This window comes from Micromonospora sp. NPDC050397, from assembly GCF_044901685.1.
GTDB lineage: Bacteria > Actinomycetota > Actinomycetes > Mycobacteriales > Micromonosporaceae > Micromonospora_G.
The window spans coordinates 138,313-163,592 of sequence record NZ_JBJDPS010000012.1 but is presented as its reverse complement, the minus strand read 5'-3'; the positions used below and the strand labels follow the sequence as shown (position 1 = coordinate 163,592).

Genomic DNA, 25,280 nt, shown 5'->3' with positions numbered 1-25,280 from the left:
TCGTACGGTGTGGGTCAGCCTTCTGCGTTGGCGGTACGGGCGGTGGCCGGGCTGGTCTCGCGGGCGTCGTCGGTGGCCGGCGGCAGTTGGCCCTGCGCCGCCGCCTCGTCGGTCTCCTCGGCGGCCTCCTGGTCCCCGTTGAGCCGGCCGAAGCCGAGCAGCGCCGAGGCGACCACGAAGGAGACCGCGGCGGCGAGCAGGACACCGAGGAAGACGCCGAACCAGCCGCCCTTGGGGGTGACCGCCGCGTAGGCGAAGATGCTGCCCGGCGAGGGGGTGGCGACCAGTCCGGCGCCGGTGACCATGAAGGTGCCGACCCCGGTGGCGCCACCGGCGATGGCGGCGAGGATCAGCCTCGGCTTCATCAGCACGTACGGGAAGTAGATCTCGTGGATGCCGCCGAGGAACTGGATGATCATGGCGGGCGGCACGCTCGGGCGCAGGCTGCGCGGGCCGAAGAGGAGGAACGCGACCAGCAGGCCGAGCCCCGGGCCGGGGTTCGACTCGATCATGAACAGGATGGATTTGCCGGTCTCCTGCGCCTCGGCCACCGCCAGCGGGCTGAGTACGCCGTGGTTGATCGCGTTGTTGAGGAAGAGCACCTTGGCCGGTTCGACCAGCACCGAGGCGAGCGGCAGCAGGTTGTTGCCGACCAGCCAGTCGACGGCGTCGCCGGCCCAGGTGGTGAGCTGCTCGACCACCGGGCCGATCACCCAGACCCCGATCAGCGCGATGCCACCGCCGATGATGCCGGCGGAGAAGTTGTCGACCAGCATCTCGAAACCGGGCCGGATCCGGTCCTCGACGAGCCGGTCGAAGAGCTTGAGCAGGTACGCGGCGAGCGGGCCGATGATCATCGCGCCGAGGAACATCGGCACGTCGGCGCCGACCACGACGCCCATGGTGGCGACCGCGCCGACCACCGCGCCGCGCTGTCCGTGCACGATCCGGCCGCCGGTGTAGCCGATCAGGACCGGCAGCAGCACCCCGATCATCGGGTCGACGAGCTGGGCCAGGTGCTCGTTGGGTATCCAGCCGGTCGGGATGAACAACGCCGTGATCAGGCCCCAGGCGATGAACGCGCCGATGTTGGGCATGACCATGCCGGCCAGGTGGCCACCGATCCGCTGGACCCAGGCCTTGAACCCGGTTCCCTGGACCTCGGGGGTGTATGAGGTAGCCATGAGGGAGACTCCTTCGCAGAGTATGGCTCGCGCCTAGGCGCTGGTCGTTTCGTCCGTCCTCCCGGAAGATCCGGGTGTGTCGCCGTACCCCGTGGTGTGTGCGCCGGTCCGCGCCCACCTGGTCACGGCGGATCAGCCTGGCGTTCGTAGCGGCTGGACCAGGTCCGGGCGGGGGTGGAGCCGGACCGCGTCCCGGTCGAGGTCGGCCGGGCCGGGCATCCGGCTGCCCGGCAGGCTCACCGCCGCCGCCCCCCAGGCGATTCCCTCGGCCAGCGCCTCGGGTCCGGTCGCGCCGGCGGCGAGGAAGCCGGCCAACAGGGCGTCGCCCGCCCCGACGGTGCTGCGGGGGTGCCGCACCGTCGACTCACCGGTCAGCACGCCGTGCTCGTCGACGAGCACGGCGCCGTCGGGTCCGAGGCTGGCCAGCACCGCCCCGGCGCCCTCCTCTCGCAGCCGCCGCGCGGCCTCGACCACGTCGCCGAGCGAGTGCAGTGGTGTGGCGACCGCCTCGGCCAGCTCCTCCCGGTTCGGCTTGAGCAGGGCCGCGCCGGCCCGCGCGGCGGCCCGCAGGGCCGGGCCGCTGGTGTCGACCGCGAGTCGCACCCCGGCACCGACCAGGCGGGCGCAGAGTTCACCGAAGGCCCGGACCGGCAGGCCGGGCGGGACGCTGCCGCAGGCCACCACCCAGCGGGCCGCGTCGGCCGCCGCCAGCACCGCCTCGGTGACCCGCGCGAACTCGTCCGGCGACAGCACCGGCCCGGACTCATTGATCTTGGTCACGGTGCCGTCGGGCTCCGCGAGGGTGACGTTCGACCGGGTACGGCCGGCGATCGGCACCGCCACCAGGTCGACCCCCTCGGCGGTGAGCATCGAGACGAGTTGTGCTCCCTCGTCGCCGCCACAGGGCACCACGGCCCGCGACGCCACCCCGTTGGCCAGCAGGGCGCGGGAGACGTTGACCCCCTTGCCGCCCGGGTCGATGTGCGCCGACGCGGCCCGGATGACCTCACCGCGTACCAGCGCGTCGATCTCCATCGCCCGGTCCAGGCTGGGGTTGAGGGTGACCGTGACGATCATGCCCGCACCACCCGTACGCCCGCGGCCTCGACCTCGTCGGCCAGATCCTCGTCGAGCCGGCTGTCGGTGACCAGCAGGTCCAGGTCGGCGAGGGCGCCGAACCGGGCCAGGTAGTCGTTGCCGATCTTCGTGTGGTCGGCGAGCAGCACCACCCGGCGGGCCGCCGCGATCATCGCCCGTTTGACCGCCGCCTCCGCCGGGTCCGGGGTGGTCATCCCCCGTTCGACCGAGCAGCCGTTGGTGCCCATGAAGGCGACGTCGACGTACATCTCGGCGAGCGGGCGCAGCGCCCAGTCGTCCACCGTGGCCAGTGTCTTGCCCCGCACCCGGCCGCCGAGCAGCAGCACGCTGAGGTTGGGGCGGGGCCCGAGCGCGGCGGCGAGCACCGGGGAGTTGACCACCACGGTCAGCTCCCGGTCGACGGGGAGCAACTGGGCCAGCCGGGCGGTCGTGGTGCCGGCGTCGAGGATGATCGCGCCCTCCTCCGGCACCTCGGCCAGGGCCGCCTTGGCGATCCGCTCCTTCTCCGCGATGAGCACGGCGTCCCGGGTGGCGAGCGCGGGCTCGAAGCCGATGCGTTCGACCGGGATCGCTCCGCCGTGCACCCGGCGGAGCAGACCGGCCCGCTCGAGTGCGGTCAGGTCGCGGCGGATCGTCTCGGCCGTCACGTTCATGCCCTCGGCCAGCACCATCACGTCCACCCGCCCCTCCGCCCGGGCCAGGCGCAGGATCTCCTGCTGGCGTTCCTCGGCGTACATCCCTGTTCACCCGCTTGCTCGTGTTGGCTTTGCTTTTGTTTACGCCCGTTTCTGTGGGCAGTCAACACGTGGGCGTAACTTTCTTGTCATCTCCCGGACTCGATCCCGGTGATCCAGGACATATCGCCCGTCGGGTCGGCAGCGGTACGGCCTGCTCAGACGAGAGTCGAGGCGCAGACCAGCGGCGGGTACGAGAATGCCCGTTTCTGTGGTTTCCTCGGCCTACCCACCAGGAGTCACAGAACCGGGCATGCCGGCGGGTCCGGTCCGGGCGGCGGACCGCCGACGGTCACCACACACCCGTCGGGCCTCAGGCGGCGTCGGGCATCCAGGGCTGGAGCAGGGCGGGGTCCGCGACCGCCTGTCGCACCCGCTCGCACTCGGAGCCGCTCAGTCGCAGCACCCGCAGTCGGGCGCCCAGGTCCGGCACCCGCTCGGACTCCCCGAGCGCGACCGACAGCTCGATCATCCCGGCGAGCGCCAGGGCCCGTTCGACGTCCGTGGCGGCGTCACCGTGGCGCCGCAGCCCCGAGTTGAGCGCCCGGAACGCGGCCAGGTCGTCGTTCTTGAACTCGCGCAGGATCCGCGCGTTGTCGAGCACCCGGGCCAACCCGCTCAGCTTCTTCGAACCGCCGTACTCCAACTCCGTCGGCTCGTCCCGCCGGACGAAGATGATGGTGTTCCCGGACGGGTCGACAACGCTGAACCGGGACGCGCCGGGCCGGTAGCGGGTCATCCGGGGCCGCCCCGTGGCGAGCACCCGGCCGTACGCCCGGCGCATCGCCTCGGCGAACGCGGCGTGGTACGGCGCGACCGCGTCGACCATCACCAGGCAACCACCGGCGTCCTCCGCCGACGGGTCCAGTCCGGCCGGCGCGGAGCCGTAGTGCAGCTCGAACCCGCTCCACCGGAAAGCCAGATACACGTACGGCCTGGTCTGCTCGTAGGTCACCTCGAACCCGAGCGCACGCCAGAACGTCAGGGTCTCCTCCGCCGACACGCACGGCAGCAGCGGCACCGTCGCCTCGTTCGGTCGGACACGTTCCTCGGTCGTCATCGGCGCCCTACCTCCGGTCCGGGTCGAAGTCCGGCCATTGTGCCAGCGGCCCGGCCCGCACCGCATATGGACCGACCGGAGCGGGTCGAGGTGCGCGCGTCGAATGACAAAAGACGACTCGCCCGGGTCTTTGCGAGCCGTCCGCATAGATGGCACTATGAGGTGTTGAGTCCGATTTAATGCACCGCAGAGGTAGGGCGCCGATGCCTGATCTGCCCGTCTCCGAACTGCACGCCGTCGCTGAGCGTGAGGCCATCGCCGGCGCACCCGGACGTACGACGGTGTGCGTGGTGCCGTTGGTGGACGGTTTCGGCAGCGAGGTCGTCCCGAGCGTGGAGCGTTCCGTGCGAGAACTGTCGCGGGTCGACCGGGTGCCCCTCGGCACGGTGGTGGTGGACCTGGGCGAGACGGACACGCTCGCCGCCGTGGGTATGAACGCTCTGCTCGCGGTCCGGCGCTCCTGCCGGGAGGTGGGAGTGCAACTACGGGTGGTGGCGTCCGCGGCGGTGCGTCGGGTGTTGGAACGCACCGACGTCGCATGGCGGGGTTCGGTGTACGCAAGCGTGCGGGAGGCCATGCCGGGCGACGCCGCCGACGGGACCCAGTTCGCGGCGTTGGGTGAGCGGCTGCGCCAGCGCGAGCAGCAGTTGGCCAGCCTGCCGGTCATCGAGCAGGCCAAGGGAATGCTCATGCGGGATTTCGGACTCGGTCCCGACGAGGCGTTCGAGGTGCTCAGGAATCTTTCGCAGACGGGCAACGTCAAGCTGCGCGATGTGGCGGCCCGGGTGACAAGTCGCATGGGCGGGGCCTCCGAGCCGAACACCGACGCCGCCGCGCGCGCCACCCACACGTTACGCGCGCGATTGTGGGTGGACTGACCGTCGTCTGGTGACGGGCTCTCCCACGGCACGATCCGAATGGTTCCGACCCGGATGCGATCCGACCACGGACGTCGGCGGGCCGTCACGTTCGTGATGACGCGGTCGTGGTGGTGCGATCCCGGCCGTGGTATGCCTGAGCAGGTTCGCAGCATCGGTACGAAGCGGGAGAAGAAGGTGTCGGAGACGCCGGCCGGCGATGACGAGGACGACCCCGTGCCACTCGTGGGCGACACTCGGATGGTCCGCCTCGTGTTTGATCAGATGCCCTTGATGGTGGTCGGAATGGAGGGCCCCGAACTGCGCCTGGCCGCAGCCACGGCGGCATTCCGGGAGTACGTCGGCCGCCAGGAGGTCATCGGCCAGCCATTGCGGAAGGCATTCGCCGAGTTCGCGGGCCAGCAGGCCCTGGAGATTTACGAACGGGTTTACGCCACCGGAAAGGCCGAGTGCCTGCGGGATTTCCGCGTCCAGTTCGACCGACCCGACCGGGGCGACCATGTCGAACTCTTCGTCGATTTCACCATCACTCCGCTCAACGGCGCGGACGGCCGGGTGGCCGGGTTGATCGCCCAGATCGAGGACGTCACGGCACGTAACCGCGAACGTCAGGCGGCGCGAGCCCGGACCGCCGAGGCCCAGCGACGGTACGAGCAGGCGCGCGACGTGATCGACGCGCTCCAGCGGGAGTTGCTACCGGCGGGGCTTCCGGTGCTGCCCGGGGTGGAGGTCGCCGCGAGTTATCTGTTGGCGAACACGGAGACCGCCGCGGGCGGGGACTGGTTCGACGCGATTGTCCTGGCGGGCGGGCAGGTGGCGCTGGTGGTCGGCGACGTGGTCGGGCACGGTCTGGCGGCCTCGGCGACGATGGGACAGCTACGTGTGCTGCTGCGTGAACGCCTGCTGGCGACCGGTGACCTGCTGACCGCACTGGAGGCGCTGAACAGCGCGGCGAGCTGGATTCCCGGCGCGCGGGCGGCCACCGTCTGTGTGGTGTTGCTCGACCCGGTGACCGGCGAGCTGTCGTACTGCACGGCGGGGCATCCGGCGCCGCTGCTGCTGACCGCCGAGGGCGACGGCCGGTTCCTGCCCACCACCGGCGCCGGCCCGCTGGGCGTGGGCGGCGCGTTCACCGCCGAGGTGACCGGCACGGCCACCCTCGACCCCGGCACGACGGTGCTGCTGTACACCGACGGCATCATCGAGCGGCCGGGACGTTCGCTGTCCCAGGCCAGCGTGGAGCTGGCCCAGGCGGCGGCGGACATCGCCGCCGACCGGGCGCTGCGCGACGACGGGCTGCTTCCGGCCGAGCGGGTGTGCACCCAGACGTTGGAACTGCTCACCCGCCTGACCGGACACACCGACGACATCACCCTGCTCGCCGGGCGGCGTGTCGACCCGCCCGAGCCGCTCCGGCTCACCCTGTCGAGCAACGGCGCCGACCAACTTCGCCTGCTGCGTACGCGAACAAGCCGGTGGCTGGCCGCCTGCGGCGCCGACCCGGTGGACGAGTCGGCGGTACGGCACGCGCTCGCGGAGTTGGTCACCAACAGCCTCGAACACGCCTACCCCGACCACGCGGACGAGAGTGCGACCTGCGAGATCACCGTGACGCTGCACCCGGACGGCCACCTGCGGGCGCGGGTGCGCGACCACGGTACGTGGCGTGAGCCCCGCCCCTCGCCGGACCGGGGGCTCGGCCTGCGACTGACCGCCGCAATGGTCGACAACCTGTGCGTCGACCACGACGAGTACGGCACCACCGCCACCGTCGAACACGCGCTCACCCGTCCGGCCCGGCTCCTCACCACCGACCAGCTACCCGCGAGGCGTCCGGTGCTCCCGTCGGCACAGGCCGACCCGCTGCTGATCATCGAGCAGCCCTGGTCCCCCGCGCCACGCCTGCGGATCGACGGTCCGATGGACGCCGCCACCGCCGCCCATGTGGAGCAGGCGGTGCGGGAAGCCGGAATCTCCGGCACGAGAGACCTCACCGTGGATCTGACCGGGGTCAGCCACCTGGCGAGCGCCGGGGTCGCCGCCCTTCACCGGCTGGCCGCCACACACCGGGCGAACAGCACCGTCCTGCGGTTGTACGCGCCCACCGCCGGGCCGGCGGACATGATCCTCACCCTGGTCGGGCTCGACCACGTGACAAGCGACCCGCAGGCGCCACCCGGTACCGAGAACCCGACCAGCCCCTGACCGGGTCAGCGGGTTTGCCAGCAATGGGGCCATACGCAGCTTCGGGGCGCTCCTGTGGTGTCTACATCGGATATCGGTGCTGATTGACTATGGTGGTGCGGGCCCACCGCCACCCGTCCGCTCCCGTAACCGCCCTTCGCAGAGGAAAGGCCACGATGGCGAACCCTGTCGACCGACGGCTCGACGGCCCGGACGGCACGACCCCGTCCGGCGGCGCTCCCGACCCGCACGGTGCGGCGGGTGTTCCGGGCCAGGTGCCCCCGCCCCGCGCGTCGCAGTCCGCGGCGCGCCTGCCGACCAGGGTTCCCTTTGCCGGACCGCACCCGGGCAGCACCAGCCCGGGCAGCACCAGCCCGGAGACGCCCTTCTCCGAGCCGGCACCGCCGGCACGGCCGGCGGCGCGGCGCAGGACGACTCCGGCCAACCTTTTCCTGCGGAGCACCCGCGTACCGAACGCGGCCGAAGACGTACCTGATGTCACCGCCTCCGGCGGCGACGGCGAGCGGGTCCCACCGGTGACGCCGGCCGTCACAGCGCCGACGGAGGGGCCGGCGGGAACGGGCCGACCCCGGAACCCCCGGGTACGGATCGTCTCCGGCGCCGCCGTGGCCGCCGTCCTGGTCGCCGGTTCCCTGTTCTGGTCGGGCACCCGCAGCACCGGCGAGACAACACCGGCGGCGGCACCCGAGACGGCGACGGCGACGGCGACCGCGCCGATCACGGTGCCGGCGACCGGTGGCGCCCCCGACGGCACCGGAACCGGCAGTGGTTCGCCCTCCGCCGGCCCGAGCAGCTCCGGCGCGGCGACACCGGGCCCGTCGCGACGGCCGGTCACCCAGGAGGGCTCCGCGACGGCGTCCCCGCCCGGGCCGAAAGCCTCGGTCAACACCTCGGGCCGCAACCTCGCGCTCAACAGCACGGTCACCGCGTCCAGTGTCGAGCACGGGGCGTGGGCGGCGTCCAACGCGGTCGACGGAGACCCGTCGACCCGCTGGAGCAGCGGTTTCAGCGACCCGCAGTGGCTGCGGGTGGATCTCGGTGCCCGGTGGCAGATCAGCGAGATCAAGCTGAACTGGGAGAACGCCCACGCCACTGCGTACCGGGTGGACGTCTCCGTCGACGGTACCGCGTGGAAGTCCGTCTACCACACCAGCAGCGGCCGGGGCGGCACCGTCGTCGTCGAGGTCGCCAAGCTGCCCGCCCGCTTCGTCCGGGTGTACGGCACCAAGCGTTCGACCGACTACGGATACTCACTGCTCGAGATCGCCGTACGCTGACAACGCCCCGGGTGGCGGTCGCGCCGCGCCGACCCGCCGCACCCGCGTCGGCCCCGGGAAGCGGCTTCGCCCGGGGTGGGATGTCAACGCGTCGTCGCGGGACTGTCGCACCTTCGCTCTACTCTTCCTCGATGCGACCGGTCACCGTCCTCGACGCACCGTCCAACCTGGGTCTGCGCGCCCCGGCGCCGGGTCTGGTGCCGGGCTGCTACAAGCTGGCCGGCGCGCTGCGTGACCAGGGCCTGCTCGGGCGGCTCGGCGCACGGGACGCGGGCGTGGTGGTGCCTCCGCGCTACGACACCCGCGACTGGCGGCCCGGGGACGGTGTCCTGAACGCGGACGCCCTCGCCGGATACACCCGTCGGCTCGCCCGACGTACCGGGTCGGTGATCGACAGTGGCGACTTCCTGCTGCTCCTGGGCGGGGACTGCTCGATCCTGTTCGGGCCCGCGCTCGCGCTTCGCCGCCGAGGGCGGTACGGCATCGCGTACCTTGACGGGTCGATCGACTTCCGGCACGCCGGCAACTCCGACAACGTCGGCGCGTCGGCGGGCGAGGGTACGGCAATCGTCACCGGTCGGGGTCAGCCGGACATCGCCGACATCGACCGGCTCGCACCGTACTGCCGGGACGAGGACCTGGTCGTCCTCGGCGTGCGTGACTACGACGGGGAGATCGCGGAGGTCCGCGCACTGGGGATCGACGTGCACACCACGCCCGAGATCCTCGCCGAGGGACCGTCCTCGGTCGGCGGCCGCGTCGCCCGGCGGCTGGCCGCCCACGACGGTTACTTCGTCCACCTCGACGCGGACGTGCTGGATCCGTCGGTGATGCCGGCCGCCGACGCGCCCGATCCGGGCGGACTGGACCATGCGCAGCTCGTGGAGCTGCTGCGTCCACTGGTCCACGATCCGGGTTGTGTCGGCATGCAGGTCACGATCTACGACCCGGACCTCGATCCGGACGGACACGTCGCCGTGGAGTTGGTGAACACCCTGGTCACGGCGTTGCTCGACTGAGCGGCCACGACGGTGTCGGTGCCACTGGAACCGAGTTGCTGTACCGGTCAAGTTTTCTCTTGACCGGTACAGTCGACCCGCTTACTGTATCGATACAGAGAACATCGCCGGGAAGGCAGGAGTTCGTCATGGAAATGCCGGCCGCATTTGTCACCACGCTCAACGGCGTCGAGTTCGAGTTCAACAGCGCCCGCCCCGACGCCCCGGTCGTTCCGCACGTCGAACGAACCCGACGCACGCGGCTGGTCCGAGAGAAGCTTGCCGAGGGCCTCGTCCACGCCGCCCAGGTGATCAGGCCGGCCGGACCGGCCGCCTGCTAGCCTCGGTGGACAACGGTGCCCGCCACGACCCGTCGGCGCCGGACCAAACCGGACGACCCGCCGCGGGCCACTCCCCCGGTGACGGTCGACATCGAATGACTGGTGGTGACGTGGCCCAGCGGGTGACGTTGCAGACGATCGCCGACCGCGTCGGGGTCAGTCGGATGACGGTGTCGAACGCGTTCTCCAAGCCCGACCAGCTCTCCGCCGCGCTGCGCGAACGAATCCTCGCCGCCGCCCAGGAGGTCGGCTACGTCGGGCCCGACCCAGCCGGGCGCGCCCTGGCCCGGGGCACCACCGGTGCGGTCGGCATCGTACTGACCTCCTCGCTGCGGTTCGCCTTCAGCGACCCGGTCGCGACCAGCTTCCTCGGCGCGATCGCCGAACAACTCGGCCCCACCGGGCTCGCGCTCACCCTGCTGACCTCGTCCGACGACGGCGAGGTCGTCCCCGCCCGGGACGTGGCGATCGACGGCGCGCTGGTCTACTCCTGCGACCCGACGTCGACGGCGGTGGACTACCTCGTCCGCCGCCGGCTGCCCCTGGTCTACATCGACCAGGACCCCGTGCGGGGCACACCCGCCGTCAACGTCGACGACCGCTCCGGCGCCCGCGCCGCCGCGCAGCACCTGATCGACCTGGGGCACCGGAAGATCGGGCTGCTGATGTCGGGGGCGCACGGCCGACACGGGCTGGTCGAGCCCGACGATGTCGCGGTTGACGGGCACGCCTCGCGGCAACGGCTGCTCGGCTGGCGCGACGCCCTCGACGCGGCCGGGATCACACCGTTGATCGCCCGGCAGGACGGGACCGTACCGGAACGGGTGCGGGCGGCCGCGCGGCTGTTGCTGGACCGTCCGGACCGCCCCACCGCCGTGCTCTGTTTCTCCGACGCGGTCGCGTACGGCACCTTGCAGGCTGCGGAGGATCTCGGAATCCGCGTACCCGCCGAACTGTCGGTCGTCGGCTTCGACGACAGCCCGCTGGCCGCTCAGGTCCGCCCGGCGCTGACGACGGTCCGCCAGGATGTCGAGGCCAAGGGTCGGGTCGCCGCCGCCGCACTCGCGAGGGCGATCCAGGACAACCGCCGGGGCCGGGCCGGCACGGTCGAGCACGTCCTGCTCCCCACCGAACTGGTCGTACGGGAGAGCACGGCGCCGCCGCCGAGCTGAGGCTTGGTGCCGTACGCCGGCACGGGCGGCCGACCCCGGCTCCACCTGCACGCACCGGCGACGCCTCACCGCGTGCACCCGGTGCGCGCTCGACCGGTGTCACTCGGGCGGTGCCGCTCATGCGCTGGACCGCGATCGCGAACCTCGCGGTCCGACGCATGACCCAACCCGTCCACCGGGGACGGTTCGGGGCGTTCGATCAGCAGGGCGTGAAGAAGACGGTCCGGTAGCCGGCCAGGGTTCCCCAGCTACCCGGGGGCTGGCCACAACCCTGCCACTGCTGCCCGATGACCTGTGTCTTCGCCGCGTCGGAGTAGTAGGCGATCACGATGAGGCTCTCACCTGGCGGAATCGCCTGCGCGGGGGCCGAGGTGGCGGCCAGCAGTCCGGCGGCGAGAAGGGCGGCCACGAGGCCACGTCGGAGCATGAGGGTTCCCTTCGATCATGGTGGTGAATTGAAGGTCATCATCGCCAGTCGTCTCCGTCCCCGTCAACGACCGATCGGCGATCTTCCATCGGCCGTGTCGCCGACCACGCGGGCGGCCGTTAGACCGATTCCCCTCGCCGCCGTTGACCGCCGGGTGCTCGTCGAGGTGCGTGCGGCCGGGGTGGACCCGTTGGACTTCATGTCCGCCGGTGACGATGTCACCGGCGCCGAAAACCTGGTGAACTGCATTGTCACCGTCAAGCGGGACGGCGGCCACTCCTTCCTCGGCACCCTGGACCTCACCAAGTCGCGCGGCCTCGGGCAGGGCGCCGTCGGGCAGTTGCGCGACCAGGTGAGCAACGTCCCGTTCACGGCGTGGACCGAGAAAGGTGGCCAGCTCGGACGACTGGAACTCGACCTGACCGGCGTCAAACCGAGCCAAGGAAGGCTCAAGATCACGTATCACAGCTTCGGGCAACCGGTCGACGCGCAACGTCCCGACCCCGCGACGATCACCGACTCCCCGTCGCCACAGCTCGCGGCACTGGTCCGGGCCTGACCGGGCCGAGCGACGCGGTGCGGTGCGGGAGGCGCCGACCCGCGCCGGAACGATCGCCGGCCTCGCCCTCAACCGCGTCGCTCGCGCCCGCGCCGGAGGAGCAGACCCGCGACCGTCACCGCAGGCCCGTTCAACGCCGCGGCGGGGCGATGTTGTGGTTTACGCGGAAGGTGTTGTGGGGGTCGAAGGCGCGTTTGATCTCCACCAGACGGCGGTAGGTGTCCGGTTCGTAGGCTCGCGCCACCGCCTCGACCGTGGTGTCGTAGCCGGTCAGGAAGTTGGCCTGCCTGCGGCCGGTCGCCCACGGCCGCAACGCCTCGGCGAGCTCGGCCAGCGGCGTACGGAACCTCTCCGCCATGCCGGGCGCGCCGAACGCGGCCGCGGAGAGCTGGAACGCGGCGTCGCGGTTGCCGACGGCGTTCGGCACCCGCGGCTCCCCGGCGAGCGCGCCGCCGAGCTGTCGGACCTCGATCATCGCCACCGGCGAGTCGACGCCGGGGCCGGCGACGGCGACCAGCGCCCGGGCCGCCGCCACGGGAAACTCGCGGAGCAGGGACGACATCTCGTAGGTGGCGACCGGATCGACGGGGTCCGCGTGGACGGTGGCGATCGCCGTGTACGGCATCTCGGCCACCGTGTCGATCAGGGTCGGCGCGGCGGCGCGCAGATCCGCGACGAGGCGTTGACCGTCGGCGGCCGGGCCGAGGTAGGTGATCCGTACGTGGACGGCGAAGCGGTCGCGCAGCGGTTCCGGCACGGACGGCGTCGACGGCAGCCGCATGAACGCGACCGAGAGCGTCAGCTCCGGCGGGGCAGCGGCGGCCAGTTGGCGGAACGCGTCCAGGACCTGCTCGACGTGTTCGCCGGAGAAGTACAGCCCGCCGCCGTACAGGCGGGTCAGCGGCACCAGGTCGATGGTGAGCGAGGTGACCACGCCGAAGTTCCCCTGGCCGCCCCGGATCGCCCAGAACAGGTCGGGGTCGTGGTCCGGGTCGACCCGGCGAGGCGTGCCGTCCGCGCAGACGATCTCGGCGTCGCGTACGTGGTCGGCGGCGAAGCCGTGGACGCGGCCGAGGCTCGGGCTGAGCCCGCCGCCGAGGACGTAGCCGACCACGCCGACGTTGGGCGACGAACCGGCCAACGGTGCCAGTCCGACCTGGGCCGCGGCGTCGATCAGTTGCTGGGCCCTGACGGCCGCGCCGATCGTGGCCGTACCCGACTTCGCGTCGACGCTGATCCCGTTGATCCGGCTGAGATTGATCATGACCGCGCCGTCCGAGGCCAGGACTGCACCGTGCCCGGTGGCGAGCATGGCGACCGGCAGGGCGCGCTCGCTGGCGAAGCGGACGGCAGCCGCCACGTCGGCGACGGAGGTGGCACCGACCGCGACGGCCGGGCGTTGCACCAGGGCCGCGTTCCAGGCCGCGGTCTCCGTGCGGTATCCGTCGTCGCCGGGGACCAGGACCGGGCCGGCGACCTGCGCGACCAGCCGGGCCAGGTCGTCCTGGTCGATCACGTACGTCATCGCGTGGCCTTTCTGGTCCCGTTCACCGCCCACCCGGGCGCCGAGCCGACCCGGCCGGATGCCCGGCACGTGCGCGAATTCGACACCTCGTCCAGGCTCCAGCCGGCCGGTTGGGCGCAAGCCGAGCGAAGCGGGGTGTCCGGTATCACAATCGAGGCGAAGGATCGCTCGACGTGACCGGCACGGCGATACCGTACCTCCGTGCCGACGGCTCCGTACGGCAAAGACCGAGTGGGACCCGCAGAACATGATCCGCTGGAACTTCGACACCGCGACCCAGGCGTAGCCCGGTGGTGATCCGGAAGAGGCGTGCGGGCGGGGAGAAGCGGACCTCGGTCCTCGACGCGGTGGCCGACGTGCTCGCGACCCGTGGCTACGAGAACACCCGGTTCGCGGACGTGTCGGCGGCCGGTGGCGTCGCGATCAGCACCTTGCAGACCTACTTCGGTTCACGTGCGGACATGGTCATCGAGGCCATGGCGGTGTTCACCGACCGGGAGGTGGATGCCCTGCGGGCGGTGGCCGCCGCCGAACCCGACCCATGGCACCGGCTGGTCGCGATGGTGGACCGGAGTCTGCACAACCCGGAGCGCACGAGGCAGATCCTGGTCGAGTTCTGGCGATCCGCCATGCGCGACGACGAGCTCCGCGACTACAGCGCGGAAGTACAGGCACGTTACCGCGCGCCCTTCCTCACCGCCGTACGGGAGGGAGCCGACCGGGGTGAGTTCACGCTGACCCACGACGCCGAGGCCGTCACGGACCTGCTCCTCGCGGCCCTCGCCGGACTGATCCTCTCCCGCGTCCAGCATCACCCCTCACCGTCGCCCGAGGGCTTCCGCGACGTCCTGCTGACCCAGCTCAGGCTGATGCTCGGCATCAACGGTTGAATGTCCAGTACCCGATTGGATCGAGAAGCGATGACCACCGTCGAGATGACCCGATTCCGTGTGCCCTCGGCACGCGCCGACGCCCCGCCCCCCGCACGGCCGGCGATGCCGCGTAGCTCCGAGGCCGATCGCGCAGGCCTCGTCGGCGCCACCGCGACCGGACCGGCGGGTTCGTGATGCGCGCGGCGTGGTACGACCGGCAAGGTCCGGCTCACGAGGTGCTCCAGATCGGTGAACTGCCCGATCCGCAGCCGGGTGAGGGCGAGGTACGGGTCCGGGTGTCGGTTTCCGGGATCCATGTCGGCGATCTGGGTAAACGACAGGGCTGGTGGGGATCCACCATGGCGTTCCCCCGGATCGTCCCGCACGGTGACGGGGCCGGGGTGATCGACGCGGTCGGAGCGGGCGTGGACCCGTCCCGGATCGGTGAACGGGTCTGGGTCTACCTCGCCCAGGCGTACCGTCCGTCCGGCACCGCCGCCGAACTCACCGTGGTGCCCTCCCGGCACGCCGTGACGCTTCCCGCCGAGGTGCCGTACGAGCAGGCGGCCGGGCTCGGCATCCCGGGCATCACCGGCCACCGGGCGATCTTCGCCGACGGGCCGGTGGCGGGTCAGCGGGTTGTCGTCACCGGAGCCCTCGGCGCGGTCGGCCGGGCCGCGTTGGCGGTGGCCCGCCGGGGCGGCGCCACCGTGATCGCGACGGTACGCAGCCCGGAGCAGGTCGAACAGGCGCTGGCCGCGGGCGCGCACCACGCGGTCGACACCGCCGGTGGCGACGTCGCCGCCCGAATTCTGGAGCGGACCGGCGGGGAGTTGGTCGACCGGGTGGCCGAGCTGGCCTTCGACGCCAACCTAACGACCAACCTGGAGATTCTGCGGTACGGCGGCGTGATCGCCACCTACGCCACCGGTGCCACCGAACCGAGCATCCCGTACTGGCCGCTGAGCTTCAAGAACATCACGGTCAGGTTCCTCAGCAACGACGACTTCCCGGAGCCGGCGAACGAGGTCGCCGCGGCGGACCTGACGGCCGCGCTGGTCGCCGGTGACCTGCGCTACCCGATCGCCGCCCGGCTGCCGTTGGAGAAGATCGCGGACGCGCACGAGCTGGTCGAGCACAGTTCGGCCAGGGGCCGGGTCGTGCTGGACCTCGCAGGAAACCGGACCGGACAGCCATGATCTGGACAGCCGGTTTCCGTACCGCGGTGATCGATCCCTATCAGCGGCTCCAGTTCAGCCAGCCCCGCGGCTTCGCCGACCAGACCGTACGTCAACCGCTGCACATGGCCGGCGGCGGCGAGGCTTTCCGCGTACGCCTGACAAACCGTTACGGCCGCACCCCGGTGACCGTCGCCGCCGCGACGGTCGACGTCGGTGACCGGCAGGCGGCCCTGACCTTCGACGGCGCCGAGCAGTTTGTCATCCCGGCGGGCGAGGAGGCCGTCGCGGACCAGGTCGATCTCCCGGTTGCCGCCGGGACGGACCTGGTCGTCAGCCTCTACTTCCCGGCGGAGACCGGTCTGGCGACCTACTCCCACCGGCCGGCGGAGATCGCCCGGATAGCCGGCGGCAACCACGTCGCGTCTCCCGCGCTCCCCCGGGCCGAGCAGGTGCAAGCCCGGTTCTACATCTCGGGCGTCGACGTGCTCGCCCCACCGGACACCCCGGTCGGGGTGGCCTTCGGCGACTCGTGGTTCGAGGGGGTCGGCACCACGACCGGCGCGAACCGCCGCTCCGTCGACTTCCTCAACCGGCGGCTCGCCCGGGGGTGGGTGGTCAACCAGGGCATCGCCGGAAACCGCCTGCTGCGTGACGGGGTTGGCGAGCACGGGTTGGCGCGTTTCGACCGCGACGTCCTCTCGATTCCCGCCCTGACCCATGTCCTGGTGCACTTCGGCATCAACGACATCGGCCTCCCACACATGCTGGGCGAACCTCCGACCACCGCCGACGCCCTCATCGAGGGTTTCACCGGGTTGGCCGACCGCGCCCACCGGGCCAGCCTGAAGGTCCTCGCCGCCACCATCGGTCCGTTCGGCGGCGCCGGCCCCGCGATCAGCACGCCCGAGGGGCTGGCCGTACGGCGCGAGGTGAACGACTGGATCCGTACGACCGATGTCGTCGACTCTGTCTTCGACGTCGGCCGAGCCGTCGCGAACCCCGATGCTCCCGACCACATCCACCCCGCGCTGGACAGCGGCGACGGCATGCACCTGAACGACCGGGGTGCCAAGGCCATGGCCGACGCCGTCAACCTGGACGACCTCACCCGCTAGAACACACCGAGAGACACCGAGAGCATCGGCGGACGGAAGCCGAGTCGGTGCCGCCGCTACCACCGGACGGGTGGTAGCGGCGGGTTCACCCGGGCGCCGGACGTCGCGGCGGTGTCACTCGCAGAAGACCTGCACCTTGGTGCCGGGATCGTCGACGTCGACGGTGACGTCGTCGAGATGCTCGATGAGGTCCTCGATGTGCTGCGGCTTGAGCTCGGTGAGGTCGATCGGTACCCCCGACTTGCTCAGCTCCGCGTTGACCTTGGTGAGTGCCTGCGGAGGGACGAGGCTCGCCAGCCGGACTCCGGCGCGCAGCAGTTGCAGCGGGACCCGGATGTTGACCCGGGTCGGCCCGTCGGTGCCGGGCGTCTCGGCGGAGTTCACCAGCACGCGCAGGTACTTGGGTCGGGCTTTCGGGCGCAGCGGGGGCCCCGGTGGCGACTCGGGCTGTTCTCGTTCCAGGGCGTCGATCAACTGCTCGGCCTCGGCCGCGCTGATCTTGCCCTCGGCCAACATCTGCAGGATCTGGCGGCGCTGCTCGTCCATCGTGCTCTTCTCCTTCTGAATCATCTGACGCTTACCAGCACGGCCGTGCGGCCGTCCTGGATCTCGAACCGGGTGCCGGACAGCGACCAGAGCAGGCCGAGGGTGCCGCGCAGCGCGCCCACCGGGTTGACCCGGAAGACGAGGCAGGCGACCAGACCGGCGAGCCCGGCGAGCAGCAGCAGGGGCGACAACAGCAGCAGGACCGGCAGGACCGGGACGTACAGCCGCAGCCATCGACCGTCGCGGCGGCGCTGACGGTACGTCACCAGTTGCGGGATCATCGGGATCTCTCCAGCTCGGCCAGCGCCTCCTGGACGTCGATCTCCCCGCGTCGCAGGCGATCGACAACATCGGCGCCGCTGGGTGCCGGATCCGTGTCGACGAAGTCGAGACTCTCGGCGATCCGGTTGAGCCGGGACTTGATCGTCGGGTAACTCACCCCGAAGATCCGTTCCATCTCCTTGATCGACCCGTGCGACCGTACGAACGCGGCGACGAAGACCTGGTCGTCGGCGCTGAGCTGAGCTAGCTGCGGTGGCTCGAACTGGCCCTCGACCGCGATGCCGTTGCCGGCGAGGCGGACCCGCTCGACCACGAACGGCTCTCCGCGCGTCAGGTCCGTCAGCTCCTGCCAGTCCATCCGCGACCCCTTACTCTCGGCAACACGTTCACGATTCATTTGTACTTTGAGTTTCTTAAGCCGTCAACACTCAAACTTTGATTTTTCTAATACGATCTTGAACTTTCGTAAGCAGCTTGGCATTTTGTCCTTGATTCGACCGGTTCTGTTCCCGGGTCAGCGGCACGCACGGCGGGTGTCTAACATGCACGCTCACGGCGCATCAGCCTGTTCCGAGGAGGCCCGTTGAGTCACCAGCCGCCCACCAGCCCCGACCCGCACCCGCCGCAACTGGGGCCGGACGGGTCGTCGCACCGGGCAGAGGTGGGCGTCACCCCGGCACCAGCGCGGCGTACCCGAAGATCGGCGGTCCGGGTCGGCATCGTCGTCCTGGCGGGGCTGGTCGTGGTCGTCGGCGGCGGCTACGTCGTCCACGACCGGTTCGGTCGCGAGGACAGTGGCGTCGCCGCCTGCGAGATCATCCGAGCCGGCGGCACCATCACCGGCAAGCCGGCCGGCAGCGGAAGTGACCTCACCGAGCAGGAGTACCGGGAGGCCCGCGACCGGTTCGAGAATTCCCACAACGACCGGCTCCGGGAACACGGGATCGCCCTGGTCGACCTCGCCTGGCGGCTCAACCAGATGCCCGAAGCGGAACGGCTACCGCCGCAGGACTCCCTCGGCCCGGCCGCCACCCACCTGACCGGGCTGCGCAAGGCGTGCGCCGACGAGGGCGTTCCGATCACCGCCGGAACCAACTGAACGCGACTTCTCACCGTGCCTCGGCCGTGCCGACCGAGCGGGACCCCGCCACCGGGGCTCGTCACGGCGGCGCGTTGGCTCGCGGGGCGGCCCGGGTTCGCCGGCACGGCCGCCACGACGTTGGTCGGCCTCGGACGGCTGGACAACCTTCGGGAGCTCGCCGACCTCTGCGCGGACCGACCGGCCCTGGCCGTCCGGACCGCCGAGCGTGTCGGTGCCCGGCTACGTGAGCTGCCGGAGTCGATCGATCCCGGTGTCCTGCGCGGCACCATCGGCGAACTGGCGGGGCGCGGTGACCTCGCCGGAGGTTTGTTCGCGGTGGCGCTGGTCCGGGTCGGGGCGACGTACGGTTGGTCGTCACCGTGGCGTGACCTGCTGCTCGGTCTGCGTCACCACCGCCGTTACCCGTCGGTGGACGGCTTGACCTTGACACAGTGACAAGGGCTTCACTGTGTCGAGGAGGTGGTACCGATGACCGGGCCGGAACCGGACACGAACTTCATTCGAGCTGTTCGGGCGTTGGAGAACGGCAGCTCGTCCACCCGGCTGCGGGCGGCGCTGGCGGTCGGCACGGCCCCGGACCCGCGGCTCGTGGAGAAGCTCGTCGAGCGATGCGCGGTCGAACCCGACTTCTCCGTACGCGAGATGCTGACCTGGGCACTCACCCGACACCCGGCATCGATGACGGTGCCGAAGCTGGTCGACGAGCTCCGTTCGGAGCGTGCTCAGGCACGGAGCCAGGCGTTGCACACCCTGTCCAAGATCGGGGATCGGAGGGCATGGCCGGCGATCACCCGGGCGCTGCTGACCGACGCCGACGACGAGGTGGCGCGGGCCGCCTGGCGGGCGGCGGTCGTACTGGTGCCCGAGGGCGAGCAGTCCGGGTTGGCGGAGGTGTTGGCGACACAGCTCGGGCGCGGCAGCAGGCAGACGCGGTTGAGTCTGAGTCGGGCGCTGATCGCGCTCGGCGAGATGATCATGCCGATCCTGGGCGCGGCGTCGACGGATCCCCGACCCGACGTACGTCAGCACGCGATCGCGACGCAACGGCTGTCGCGTGACCCGGATGCCGGCTTCGAGCTCGCGGTCGAGGAGGCGAAGCGGGTGGTAGCCCTCGGCCGGACAGGGCAGGACGGGTGACGGGCAGTGTTGATCGGTGACGTGGCACGACGGTCCGGGGTGAGCGCCCGCATGCTCAGGCACTACGAGTCGCTCGGCCTGGTACGGCCGACCGGTCGTACCGGCACCGGGTACCGGGAGTACTCCGGCGAGGACATTCGGCGGATCTTCCACATCGAGAGCCTGCGGTCGCTGGGGTTGTCGCTGCGTGAGGTCGGGCGCGCGCTCGACGATCCCGGCTTCACCCCCTCCGGGCTCGTCGACGACCTCGTCCGTCAGACCCGGCAGCGCATCGCGGATGAGACGGAGCTGCTCACCCGGCTGCGTCGGATCGGCGCCGCGGAACCCGCCGGCTGGGAGGACGTCCTCCAGGTCGTCGCACTGTTGGGCGCGTTGGGGTCGGAGAGCGCCGGGAGGCGTCAGCGGGCGGCCCTGTCCTCGGTCGAGGGGGTGCCGGTGCCGGTCGAGGCACTGGTCGAGGCGGCGTTGAGCGAGTCGGACCCGAACGTCGCCGGAGCGCTTCGCTGGGCTCTGGCGCAGTCGGGCGGGGGCGCGTCGGCGTTGCTGGCGGAGGGGCTCGGCGCGGCGGTGGCCGAGGTACGCGAACGTGCCGTCCGGTCCATCGCCGAGATTCCCGGCGACGCGGCGACGGCACTGCTGCGCGACGCCCTGGCGCACCCAGACGTCGTGGTCCGCCGGTACGCGGCCCTGGCGCTCGGGACCCGTGGCGTGGCCGAGGCGGTGCCGACGCTGATCGACATGGTTGTGGAGGAGGGGAACGACGTGGACGCGGCCGACGCGCTGAGCGGGTTGGCGAGTGATCCAGAGTTGGCGGATCGGATCGCCGCCGGGCTCGTCGACCGCCTATCCCCCGGTGACGTCGAGCCGTCCGTGCGTCGGCGGCTGACGCAGGCGCTCGCGGACATTCCGGGGATCACGGCGTCACGTGCGCTGGCGGAGCTGTCCCGGGACGAGGACCGGGCCGTGGCGCTGACGGCGGCGTACATCCTCGGCCGGCGCGACGCACGCTGACGGCGGGACCCCGGGCGCCCTCGGCGGCGCGCTCGGCATCATGGGTGTGGTCAGCCCGGCGCGGCAACTGCGACTGTCCGGCCTCGACAGTCCGGCGCGACGCGCGCCCGGTGACTACACGCCCGCGGTCATCGGCAGCAGTTCGTTCGCCGCGATCGGCGAGGGCGCGGCCCACCTGACCGGCGCCACGCCGGTGGCGGGCCCGGATCGGCGGAGCGCCCGAAGGGGGCCTGAACGGTCCGGGTCCGCCGGCTCCGCTCTCGCCTAGGATCGGACCATGCCCCTGACCGCGGACGGCGTCGACCGGTTCGTGGCCTCCCGGCGTCGCCTGGAGGCCATCGCGTACCGGCTGCTCGGCTCCGCCGCGGAGGCCGAGGACGTGGTGCAGGAGACGTTCCTGCGCTGGCAGGCCACGGACGTCGAGCGCATCGAGGTCCCCGACGCGTGGCTGACCAAGGTGCTCACCAACCTGTGTCTGAACCAGCTCACCTCGGCCCGGGCCCGGCGGGAGACCTATGTGGGCCGGTGGCTGCCCGAGCCGGTGCTCGCCGGGGACCCGATGCTCGGCCCGGCGGACACCGTCGAGCAGCGCGAGTCCGTGTCGTACGCGGTCCTCACCCTGATGGAGCGCCTGCTGCCCAACGAGCGGGCGGTGTACGTGCTGCGCGAGGCCTTCGACTACCCACATCGGGAGATCGCCGAGATCCTCGACATCTCCGAGACCGCCTGTCAGCAGATCTTCCATCGGGCCAAGAAGCACGTGGCGGACGGCAAGGCCCGTACCGAGATCGACGGGGCCGCCGCCCGGCGGATCGTCGAGGAGTTCCTGGCGGCCGCCACCAGCGGCCGGGTCGAACCGCTCGTGCGACTGCTCACCACGGACGCGGTCTCGATCGGCGACGGCGGCGGCAGGGTCCCGGCCAGCGCCAGGGCGATCGAGGGCGCCCGCGCGGTCGCCCGGTTCCTACGGGGTCTGTTCAGACCCGCCGAAGCCAAGCGTGCCCTGCTCGGCGGTGCGCCGCGGATGTACGCCTGGACCGCCAACGGCGACCCCGCCGTGGTGGCCGTCGTGGACGGCCGGGTCGTCGGCGTCACGTGCCTGGCGGTCACCGCCGAGGGCATCGCCGCGATCCACAGCCAGGTCAACCCCGACAAGTTGGCGCGCGCCACCGAGCGCTTCGCGGCGTCCGACCACGGGGAAGCGTTGTTCGAGGCGTTCTGACCGCGTGTGAGGTGCTTCACATCGCGAACCTGTCAGGAAACGGCGGGCCGCCCGGTTCAGGTGGCGAACCCGCGTCAGACAGGAGCACGGACATGCAGCACCGCATCATCGTCCTCGGCGCCGGATACGCCGGAGCCATCGCCGCCGGTCGCCTCGCCAAGCGACTGCGCCGCGAGGACGTCACCATCACCGTCGTCAACGCCGAGCCCGACTTCGTCGAGCGCGTCCGCATGCACCAGCTCGCGACCGGCCAGAGTCTCAAGCCCCGGCCGCTCGCCGAGATGTTCGCGGGCACCGGCGTCGAACTGCGGGTCGCGAAGGTCACCGGTGTCGACGTCGACCACAGGACCGTCGCGGTCGTCGACGCGAACGGTGCCGGGACACTCGGCTACGACACGCTCGTCTACGCCCTCGGCAGCGCGTGGAACAGCCAGGACGTACCCGGGTCCGCCGAGCACGCGTACGAGATCGCCGGGCGTTCGGGGGCGCTGCGGCTGCGTGAGCGCCTGGCCCGCCTCGACGCCGGGCAGACCGTGGTCGTGGTCGGCGGCGGCCTCACCGGTCTGGAGGCCGCGACCGAGATCGCCGAGGCCCGCCCGGACCTCGACGTCGCCCTCGCCGCCCGTGGCGGCCTGGGCGACTGGCTCGCCCCGAAGGGCCGTGGACACCTGCGGAAGGTCCTCGCCCGGCTCGGCGTCACGGTGTACGAGCACGCCACCGTCACCGGCGTCGGAGCCGGCCGCGTCACCACTGCCGGCGGCGAGGTGATCCCGGCCGTGGTGACCGTGTGGACGGCCGGCTTCGCGGTCCACCCGGTCACGCGGGGGACCTCCCTGGAGGTGACCGGCACCGGTCAGATCGTGGTCGACGGGACCATGCGCTCGGTCTCACACCCGGACGTCTACGCCGTCGGCGACGCGGCTCACGCGTACGGCGCGGGGAACAAGCCGCTGCGGATGTCGTGCGCCTCGGGCGTCCCGATGGCGTGGCAGGCCGCCGACTCGATCACGGCGCGGCTGACCGGTGGCAAACTCCCGAACGCGCCGCTGCGCTACTTCAACCAGTGCATCTCGCTCGGCCGTAAGGAGGGCCTGATCCAGTACGTGACCGCTGACGACCGGGCCGTGCCGGCGGCCCTGACCGGGCGGCTCGCCGCCGTCTACAAGGAGCTGGTCTGCCAGGGTGCCGCCTGGGGCGTCGCCCATCCGATGCTCGGACTGCCGACCCGGCGTCGCCGCGTCGCCCCGGAAGGGGTGACGACGGGTCCGGCCGCCGGGGAACCGGCGTAGCGCACTCGGCGAGCCCCGTCACCCGCTCCCCCACGCCGCCACCGCCCGTACGGCGGTGGCGGCGTGGGCCGGACGGTCGGCCTCATCGGTGGCGCGTGGGCCCTCCGCCGCCGCCGGACCCGCCGGTCGTCCGGTCAGGCATCGCGGCGCTCGAACGAGGTCCGGGCGGCGACGAGAACGATCACGACGAAGGTGGCGAAGACGCCACCGGCGACCCACCGGTCGAACAGCTCGAACCCGGAGCCGGCCGTGGTGGTCCCGCCGGCCTCCCCGTTGAGGTTGACCAGTTGCTGACCGGCGAGGAACGGCAGGAATTTGACGGCCGGTCGCAGCCAGTCCAGCGCCGGGACGAACGACAGCCTGAAGATCAGTTGCTCGACGACCAGTGGCACCGCCAGGATCAGGATCAGCGGTGGGGCCACGCCGCGGAACAGTTGCCCCAGGGCCGTTCCCAGCACCGCCCAGAGGAGCACCATCACGAGATACCCGGGCAGCGCCTGGTTGAGCGGCTGCTCGCCCAGGTCCGGGAACTCGCCCCAGAAAGCCATCCCCACCGCGATGTTGGTGATCACCGAGAGCACCGCGACGGCCGTCGCGACCAGCGCCACGACGATGATCTTGGCGGCGAGTACGGTCGACCGGCGCGGGATCGCGGTCAGGGTCGGCTGGACGGTGCCGTACCGGTACTCGTGACCGGTGGCGAGGATGCCGAGGACGGCCAGGAAGACCGCCGCCAGCGGCACCGGCGGATTCGCGCCACCGGCGGTGATCGCCGTACCGACGATGTCGCCGGTCAACGGGTCGTCCCGGGTCACGTACGCGACCAGGACGGCGGCGGTGGCGTTGAGCAGCAGCGCCGAGGCGATCAGCCAGTACGTCGACCGGAGGGTGTGCAGCCGTACCCACTCGAACCGGAGCGCGACGTTCACGCGACACCTCCGGAGCCGTCGTGGCCGGTCGGGAGCGGTTCGGACGGCACCGGCGCGGCGGCGGGACCGTGGGCCACGTACTCCTCGGACGCCCCGGTCGCGGTCATGAAGGCGGCCTCGAGTGACGCCGTCTGGGGGGTCAGTTCGTGCACCACGAGGCCGGCGCGGTGCGCCGCCTCGCCGATGGCTGCCGCTTCGGCACCGGCGACCCGTAACGCCCCGTCACCGAGGGGGTCGACGGTGACGTGGTCGATCCCACGCAGCACCTCCGCGAGTCGCTCGGCCCGCGGCGTCCGGACCAGGACGCTGGTCCGGGTGAAGGTTCTGACAAAACCGTCGACGTCACCGTTGTAGATCATCTTGCCGCGCCCGATGACCACCAACTGGTCGGCCATCAGCGACATCTCGGAGAGCAGGTGGCTGGAGACGAAGATGGTGCGGTCCTCGGCGGCGAGCGACCTGAGCACGTCACGCAGCCAGTGGATGCCGTGCGGGTCCAGGCCGTTGGCCGGCTCGTCGAGGATGAGCGTGCCGGGGTCACCCAGCAGCGCCTGCGCGAGGCCGAGCCGCTGGGCCATACCCAGCGAGAAGCCCCTGGGCTGCTTGCCCTTCACGTCGGACAGGCCGACGAAGTCGAGCACCTCGTCGGCGCGCGAGGCCGGGATGCCGCTGCCGGCGGCGAGCATTCGCAGGTGGTTACGCGCCGTACGGGTGGGGTGGAAGGCCTTCGCCTCGAGCACCGCGCCGATCTCGCGCATCGGATGCCTGATGCTGTCGAACCGGCGGCCGTCGAACAGGGTCTCGCCGGAGCCGTGGTCCAGACCCAACATCAGGCGCATGGTGGTGGACTTGCCCGCCCCGTTGGGGCCGAGGAAGCCGGTGACCGTTCCGGGTCGTACCTCGAAGGAGAGGGCGTCGACGGCGACCCTGTCGCCGTACCGCTTGTGCAGGCCGCGAGCGGTGATCATGTGTCTCCTGGTCGGTGGTGCCGGTCGCGTCCGCGCCGGCACCGGACGGTGGGCAGTGTCCGCCGAGACTATGGAGGTCGGCCCGCCGGGGGCATCGGTCTTCCGCCGGGCCCCTACCCCCGACCTTCGACAGGGGTCCCGACCAGCGCCGACTCGTAAGCTGGCGGG

Annotated in this window: 27 protein-coding genes; 16 read left to right on the top strand and 11 right to left on the bottom strand. The window is 71.6% G+C overall.

The annotated features are described in order from the left end of the window. Window positions 1-14: 14 nt before the first annotated feature. The 4 genes from mtlA to ACI2K4_RS28885 form a co-directional block, all read right to left on the bottom strand. Window positions 15-1,184: a mannitol-specific PTS transporter subunit IIC gene (mtlA, locus tag ACI2K4_RS28900; protein WP_404515868.1), complete on the bottom strand. Its 1,170-nt coding sequence runs from the start codon at window positions 1,182-1,184 to the stop codon at window positions 15-17. A 132-nt stretch (window positions 1,185-1,316) separates the two neighbouring features. After that, a complete protein-coding gene (gene pfkB / locus ACI2K4_RS28895) occupies window positions 1,317-2,261 on the bottom strand; it encodes a 1-phosphofructokinase (RefSeq protein ID WP_404515867.1) in 945 nt (314 codons plus the stop codon). Beyond that, window positions 2,258-3,019 carry a DeoR/GlpR family DNA-binding transcription regulator gene (locus ACI2K4_RS28890; protein WP_404515866.1) on the bottom strand — a complete coding sequence of 254 codons (762 nt, stop codon included), beginning with the start codon at window positions 3,017-3,019 and terminating at the stop codon, window positions 2,258-2,260. The genes pfkB and ACI2K4_RS28890 overlap by 4 nt, the downstream gene beginning before the upstream one ends. Before the next feature lie 310 nt (window positions 3,020-3,329). Further along, window positions 3,330-4,076: a glyoxalase gene (locus ACI2K4_RS28885; RefSeq protein WP_404515865.1), complete on the bottom strand. Its 747-nt coding sequence runs from the start codon at window positions 4,074-4,076 to the stop codon at window positions 3,330-3,332. Window positions 4,077-4,279: 203 nt separating this feature from the next. On the opposite strand from ACI2K4_RS28885, the gene ACI2K4_RS28880 reads away from it, so the two are divergent. The 6 genes from ACI2K4_RS28880 to ACI2K4_RS28855 all read left to right on the top strand — a co-directional run bounded on the left by ACI2K4_RS28880 (window position 4,280) and on the right by ACI2K4_RS28855 (window position 10,947). Further along, window positions 4,280-4,954, top strand: coding sequence for an ANTAR domain-containing protein (locus ACI2K4_RS28880; protein ID WP_404515864.1), 675 nt, complete (start codon window positions 4,280-4,282; stop codon window positions 4,952-4,954). A gap of 132 nt (window positions 4,955-5,086) precedes the next feature. Then, window positions 5,087-7,159 (top strand): SpoIIE family protein phosphatase, encoded by a 2,073-nt coding sequence (locus ACI2K4_RS28875; RefSeq protein ID WP_404515863.1) that lies wholly within the window; start codon window positions 5,087-5,089, stop codon window positions 7,157-7,159. Window positions 7,160-7,314: 155 nt separating this feature from the next. After that, window positions 7,315-8,436 (top strand): discoidin domain-containing protein, encoded by a 1,122-nt coding sequence (locus ACI2K4_RS28870; protein ID WP_404515862.1) that lies wholly within the window; start codon window positions 7,315-7,317, stop codon window positions 8,434-8,436. Window positions 8,437-8,567: 131 nt separating this feature from the next. After that, window positions 8,568-9,455, top strand: a complete 888-nt coding sequence (locus tag ACI2K4_RS28865) for an arginase family protein (RefSeq protein WP_404515861.1) — start codon at window positions 8,568-8,570, stop codon at window positions 9,453-9,455. 128 nt (window positions 9,456-9,583) lie between these two features. After that, window positions 9,584-9,775: a hypothetical protein gene (locus ACI2K4_RS28860; RefSeq protein ID WP_404515860.1), complete on the top strand. Its 192-nt coding sequence runs from the start codon at window positions 9,584-9,586 to the stop codon at window positions 9,773-9,775. A 95-nt stretch (window positions 9,776-9,870) separates the two neighbouring features. Further along, window positions 9,871-10,947 (top strand): LacI family DNA-binding transcriptional regulator, encoded by a 1,077-nt coding sequence (locus tag ACI2K4_RS28855; RefSeq protein WP_404515859.1) that lies wholly within the window; start codon window positions 9,871-9,873, stop codon window positions 10,945-10,947. A gap of 199 nt (window positions 10,948-11,146) precedes the next feature. On the opposite strand, the gene ACI2K4_RS28850 is transcribed toward ACI2K4_RS28855, so the two are convergent. After that, window positions 11,147-11,374 (bottom strand): DUF6289 family protein, encoded by a 228-nt coding sequence (locus ACI2K4_RS28850; protein ID WP_404515858.1) that lies wholly within the window; start codon window positions 11,372-11,374, stop codon window positions 11,147-11,149. Window positions 11,375-11,468: 94 nt separating this feature from the next. Between ACI2K4_RS28850 and ACI2K4_RS28845 the strand changes: the two genes are divergently transcribed. Next, entirely contained in the window at window positions 11,469-11,933 is a 465-nt protein-coding gene (locus ACI2K4_RS28845) for a hypothetical protein (RefSeq protein WP_404515857.1), read from the top strand. Window positions 11,934-12,063: 130 nt separating this feature from the next. Here ACI2K4_RS28845 and ACI2K4_RS28840 read toward each other — a convergent pair whose 3' ends face one another. Further along, window positions 12,064-13,527, bottom strand: a complete 1,464-nt coding sequence (locus ACI2K4_RS28840; RefSeq protein WP_404515855.1) for an FAD-binding oxidoreductase — start codon at window positions 13,525-13,527, stop codon at window positions 12,064-12,066. Window positions 13,528-13,748: 221 nt separating this feature from the next. Between ACI2K4_RS28840 and ACI2K4_RS28835 the strand changes: the two genes are divergently transcribed. From ACI2K4_RS28835 to ACI2K4_RS28825, 3 genes are all read left to right on the top strand, one after another. Continuing rightward, window positions 13,749-14,348 (top strand): TetR/AcrR family transcriptional regulator, encoded by a 600-nt coding sequence (locus ACI2K4_RS28835; protein ID WP_404515854.1) that lies wholly within the window; start codon window positions 13,749-13,751, stop codon window positions 14,346-14,348. A 176-nt stretch (window positions 14,349-14,524) separates the two neighbouring features. After that, entirely contained in the window at window positions 14,525-15,529 is a 1,005-nt protein-coding gene (locus ACI2K4_RS28830) for an NADPH:quinone reductase (RefSeq protein WP_404515853.1), read from the top strand. A 26-nt stretch (window positions 15,530-15,555) separates the two neighbouring features. Further along, a complete protein-coding gene (locus tag ACI2K4_RS28825; RefSeq protein WP_404515851.1) occupies window positions 15,556-16,626 on the top strand; it encodes a GDSL-type esterase/lipase family protein in 1,071 nt (356 codons plus the stop codon). A gap of 114 nt (window positions 16,627-16,740) precedes the next feature. On the opposite strand, the gene ACI2K4_RS28820 is transcribed toward ACI2K4_RS28825, so the two are convergent. From ACI2K4_RS28820 to ACI2K4_RS28810, 3 genes are read right to left on the bottom strand one after another with little or no spacing between them, the layout of a single operon-like run. Further along, complete coding sequence (locus tag ACI2K4_RS28820; protein ID WP_404515850.1) at window positions 16,741-17,172, bottom strand: SHOCT-like domain-containing protein; 432 nt, start codon at window positions 17,170-17,172, stop codon at window positions 16,741-16,743. Between the two features lie 20 nt (window positions 17,173-17,192). Continuing rightward, window positions 17,193-17,453: a hypothetical protein gene (locus ACI2K4_RS28815; RefSeq protein WP_404515849.1), complete on the bottom strand. Its 261-nt coding sequence runs from the start codon at window positions 17,451-17,453 to the stop codon at window positions 17,193-17,195. Next, a complete protein-coding gene (locus tag ACI2K4_RS28810; RefSeq protein ID WP_404515848.1) occupies window positions 17,450-17,812 on the bottom strand; it encodes a DUF2089 domain-containing protein in 363 nt (120 codons plus the stop codon). Before ACI2K4_RS28810 ends, ACI2K4_RS28815 begins: the two co-directional genes overlap by 4 nt. A gap of 225 nt (window positions 17,813-18,037) precedes the next feature. Here ACI2K4_RS28810 and ACI2K4_RS28805 point away from each other — a divergent pair, with 225 nt between their 5' ends. The 6 genes from ACI2K4_RS28805 (at window position 18,038) to ACI2K4_RS28780 (ending at window position 23,215) form a co-directional block, all read left to right on the top strand. Continuing rightward, on the top strand, window positions 18,038-18,553 hold the full coding sequence (locus ACI2K4_RS28805) for a hypothetical protein (protein ID WP_404515846.1): 516 nt from the start codon (window positions 18,038-18,040) through the stop codon (window positions 18,551-18,553). A gap of 15 nt (window positions 18,554-18,568) precedes the next feature. Next, complete coding sequence (locus ACI2K4_RS28800; RefSeq protein ID WP_404515845.1) at window positions 18,569-18,991, top strand: hypothetical protein; 423 nt, start codon at window positions 18,569-18,571, stop codon at window positions 18,989-18,991. 33 nt (window positions 18,992-19,024) lie between these two features. After that, a complete protein-coding gene (locus ACI2K4_RS28795) occupies window positions 19,025-19,693 on the top strand; it encodes a HEAT repeat domain-containing protein (RefSeq protein ID WP_404515844.1) in 669 nt (222 codons plus the stop codon). 6 nt (window positions 19,694-19,699) lie between these two features. Continuing rightward, window positions 19,700-20,704, top strand: coding sequence for a MerR family transcriptional regulator (locus ACI2K4_RS28790; protein WP_404515843.1), 1,005 nt, complete (start codon window positions 19,700-19,702; stop codon window positions 20,702-20,704). A gap of 277 nt (window positions 20,705-20,981) precedes the next feature. Beyond that, on the top strand, window positions 20,982-21,926 hold the full coding sequence (locus ACI2K4_RS28785) for an RNA polymerase sigma-70 factor (RefSeq protein WP_404515842.1): 945 nt from the start codon (window positions 20,982-20,984) through the stop codon (window positions 21,924-21,926). Between the two features lie 92 nt (window positions 21,927-22,018). Continuing rightward, a complete protein-coding gene (locus tag ACI2K4_RS28780) occupies window positions 22,019-23,215 on the top strand; it encodes an NAD(P)/FAD-dependent oxidoreductase (protein ID WP_404515841.1) in 1,197 nt (398 codons plus the stop codon). Between the two features lie 134 nt (window positions 23,216-23,349). Here ACI2K4_RS28780 and ACI2K4_RS28775 read toward each other — a convergent pair whose 3' ends face one another. Then, entirely contained in the window at window positions 23,350-24,144 is a 795-nt protein-coding gene (locus ACI2K4_RS28775) for an ABC transporter permease (RefSeq protein ID WP_404515840.1), read from the bottom strand. Next, the gene (locus ACI2K4_RS28770) at window positions 24,141-25,112 is read right to left on the bottom strand and encodes an ATP-binding cassette domain-containing protein (protein WP_404515839.1); all 972 of its coding nucleotides are present in this window, start codon (window positions 25,110-25,112) and stop codon (window positions 24,141-24,143) included. Before ACI2K4_RS28770 ends, ACI2K4_RS28775 begins: the two co-directional genes overlap by 4 nt. Window positions 25,113-25,280: the final 168 nt, after the last annotated feature.

What these genes read in the sequence shown, in the direction of transcription:
- ACI2K4_RS28880 (WP_404515864.1), top strand. Translation starts at nt 4,280, where the DNA reads ATGCCTGATCTGCCCGTCTCCGAACTGCACGCCGTCGCTGAGCGTGAG.
- ACI2K4_RS28815 (WP_404515849.1), bottom strand. Translation starts at nt 17,453, where the DNA reads ATGATCCCGCAACTGGTGACGTACCGTCAGCGCCGCCGCGACGGTCGA.
- ACI2K4_RS28785 (WP_404515842.1), top strand. Translation starts at nt 20,982, where the DNA reads ATGCCCCTGACCGCGGACGGCGTCGACCGGTTCGTGGCCTCCCGGCGT.
- ACI2K4_RS28820 (WP_404515850.1), bottom strand. Translation starts at nt 17,172, where the DNA reads ATGGACGAGCAGCGCCGCCAGATCCTGCAGATGTTGGCCGAGGGCAAG.
- ACI2K4_RS28865 (WP_404515861.1), top strand. Translation starts at nt 8,568, where the DNA reads ATGCGACCGGTCACCGTCCTCGACGCACCGTCCAACCTGGGTCTGCGC.
- ACI2K4_RS28780 (WP_404515841.1), top strand. Translation starts at nt 22,019, where the DNA reads ATGCAGCACCGCATCATCGTCCTCGGCGCCGGATACGCCGGAGCCATC.
- ACI2K4_RS28870 (WP_404515862.1), top strand. Translation starts at nt 7,315, where the DNA reads ATGGCGAACCCTGTCGACCGACGGCTCGACGGCCCGGACGGCACGACC.
- ACI2K4_RS28850 (WP_404515858.1), bottom strand. Translation starts at nt 11,374, where the DNA reads ATGCTCCGACGTGGCCTCGTGGCCGCCCTTCTCGCCGCCGGACTGCTG.
- pfkB (WP_404515867.1), bottom strand. Translation starts at nt 2,261, where the DNA reads ATGATCGTCACGGTCACCCTCAACCCCAGCCTGGACCGGGCGATGGAG.
- ACI2K4_RS28810 (WP_404515848.1), bottom strand. Translation starts at nt 17,812, where the DNA reads ATGGACTGGCAGGAGCTGACGGACCTGACGCGCGGAGAGCCGTTCGTG.
- ACI2K4_RS28795 (WP_404515844.1), top strand. Translation starts at nt 19,025, where the DNA reads ATGACCGGGCCGGAACCGGACACGAACTTCATTCGAGCTGTTCGGGCG.
- ACI2K4_RS28860 (WP_404515860.1), top strand. Translation starts at nt 9,584, where the DNA reads ATGGAAATGCCGGCCGCATTTGTCACCACGCTCAACGGCGTCGAGTTC.
- ACI2K4_RS28890 (WP_404515866.1), bottom strand. Translation starts at nt 3,019, where the DNA reads ATGTACGCCGAGGAACGCCAGCAGGAGATCCTGCGCCTGGCCCGGGCG.
- ACI2K4_RS28830 (WP_404515853.1), top strand. Translation starts at nt 14,525, where the DNA reads ATGCGCGCGGCGTGGTACGACCGGCAAGGTCCGGCTCACGAGGTGCTC.
- ACI2K4_RS28770 (WP_404515839.1), bottom strand. Translation starts at nt 25,112, where the DNA reads ATGATCACCGCTCGCGGCCTGCACAAGCGGTACGGCGACAGGGTCGCC.
- ACI2K4_RS28855 (WP_404515859.1), top strand. Translation starts at nt 9,871, where the DNA reads ATGACTGGTGGTGACGTGGCCCAGCGGGTGACGTTGCAGACGATCGCC.
- mtlA (WP_404515868.1), bottom strand. Translation starts at nt 1,184, where the DNA reads ATGGCTACCTCATACACCCCCGAGGTCCAGGGAACCGGGTTCAAGGCC.
- ACI2K4_RS28875 (WP_404515863.1), top strand. Translation starts at nt 5,087, where the DNA reads ATGCCTGAGCAGGTTCGCAGCATCGGTACGAAGCGGGAGAAGAAGGTG.
- ACI2K4_RS28885 (WP_404515865.1), bottom strand. Translation starts at nt 4,076, where the DNA reads ATGACGACCGAGGAACGTGTCCGACCGAACGAGGCGACGGTGCCGCTG.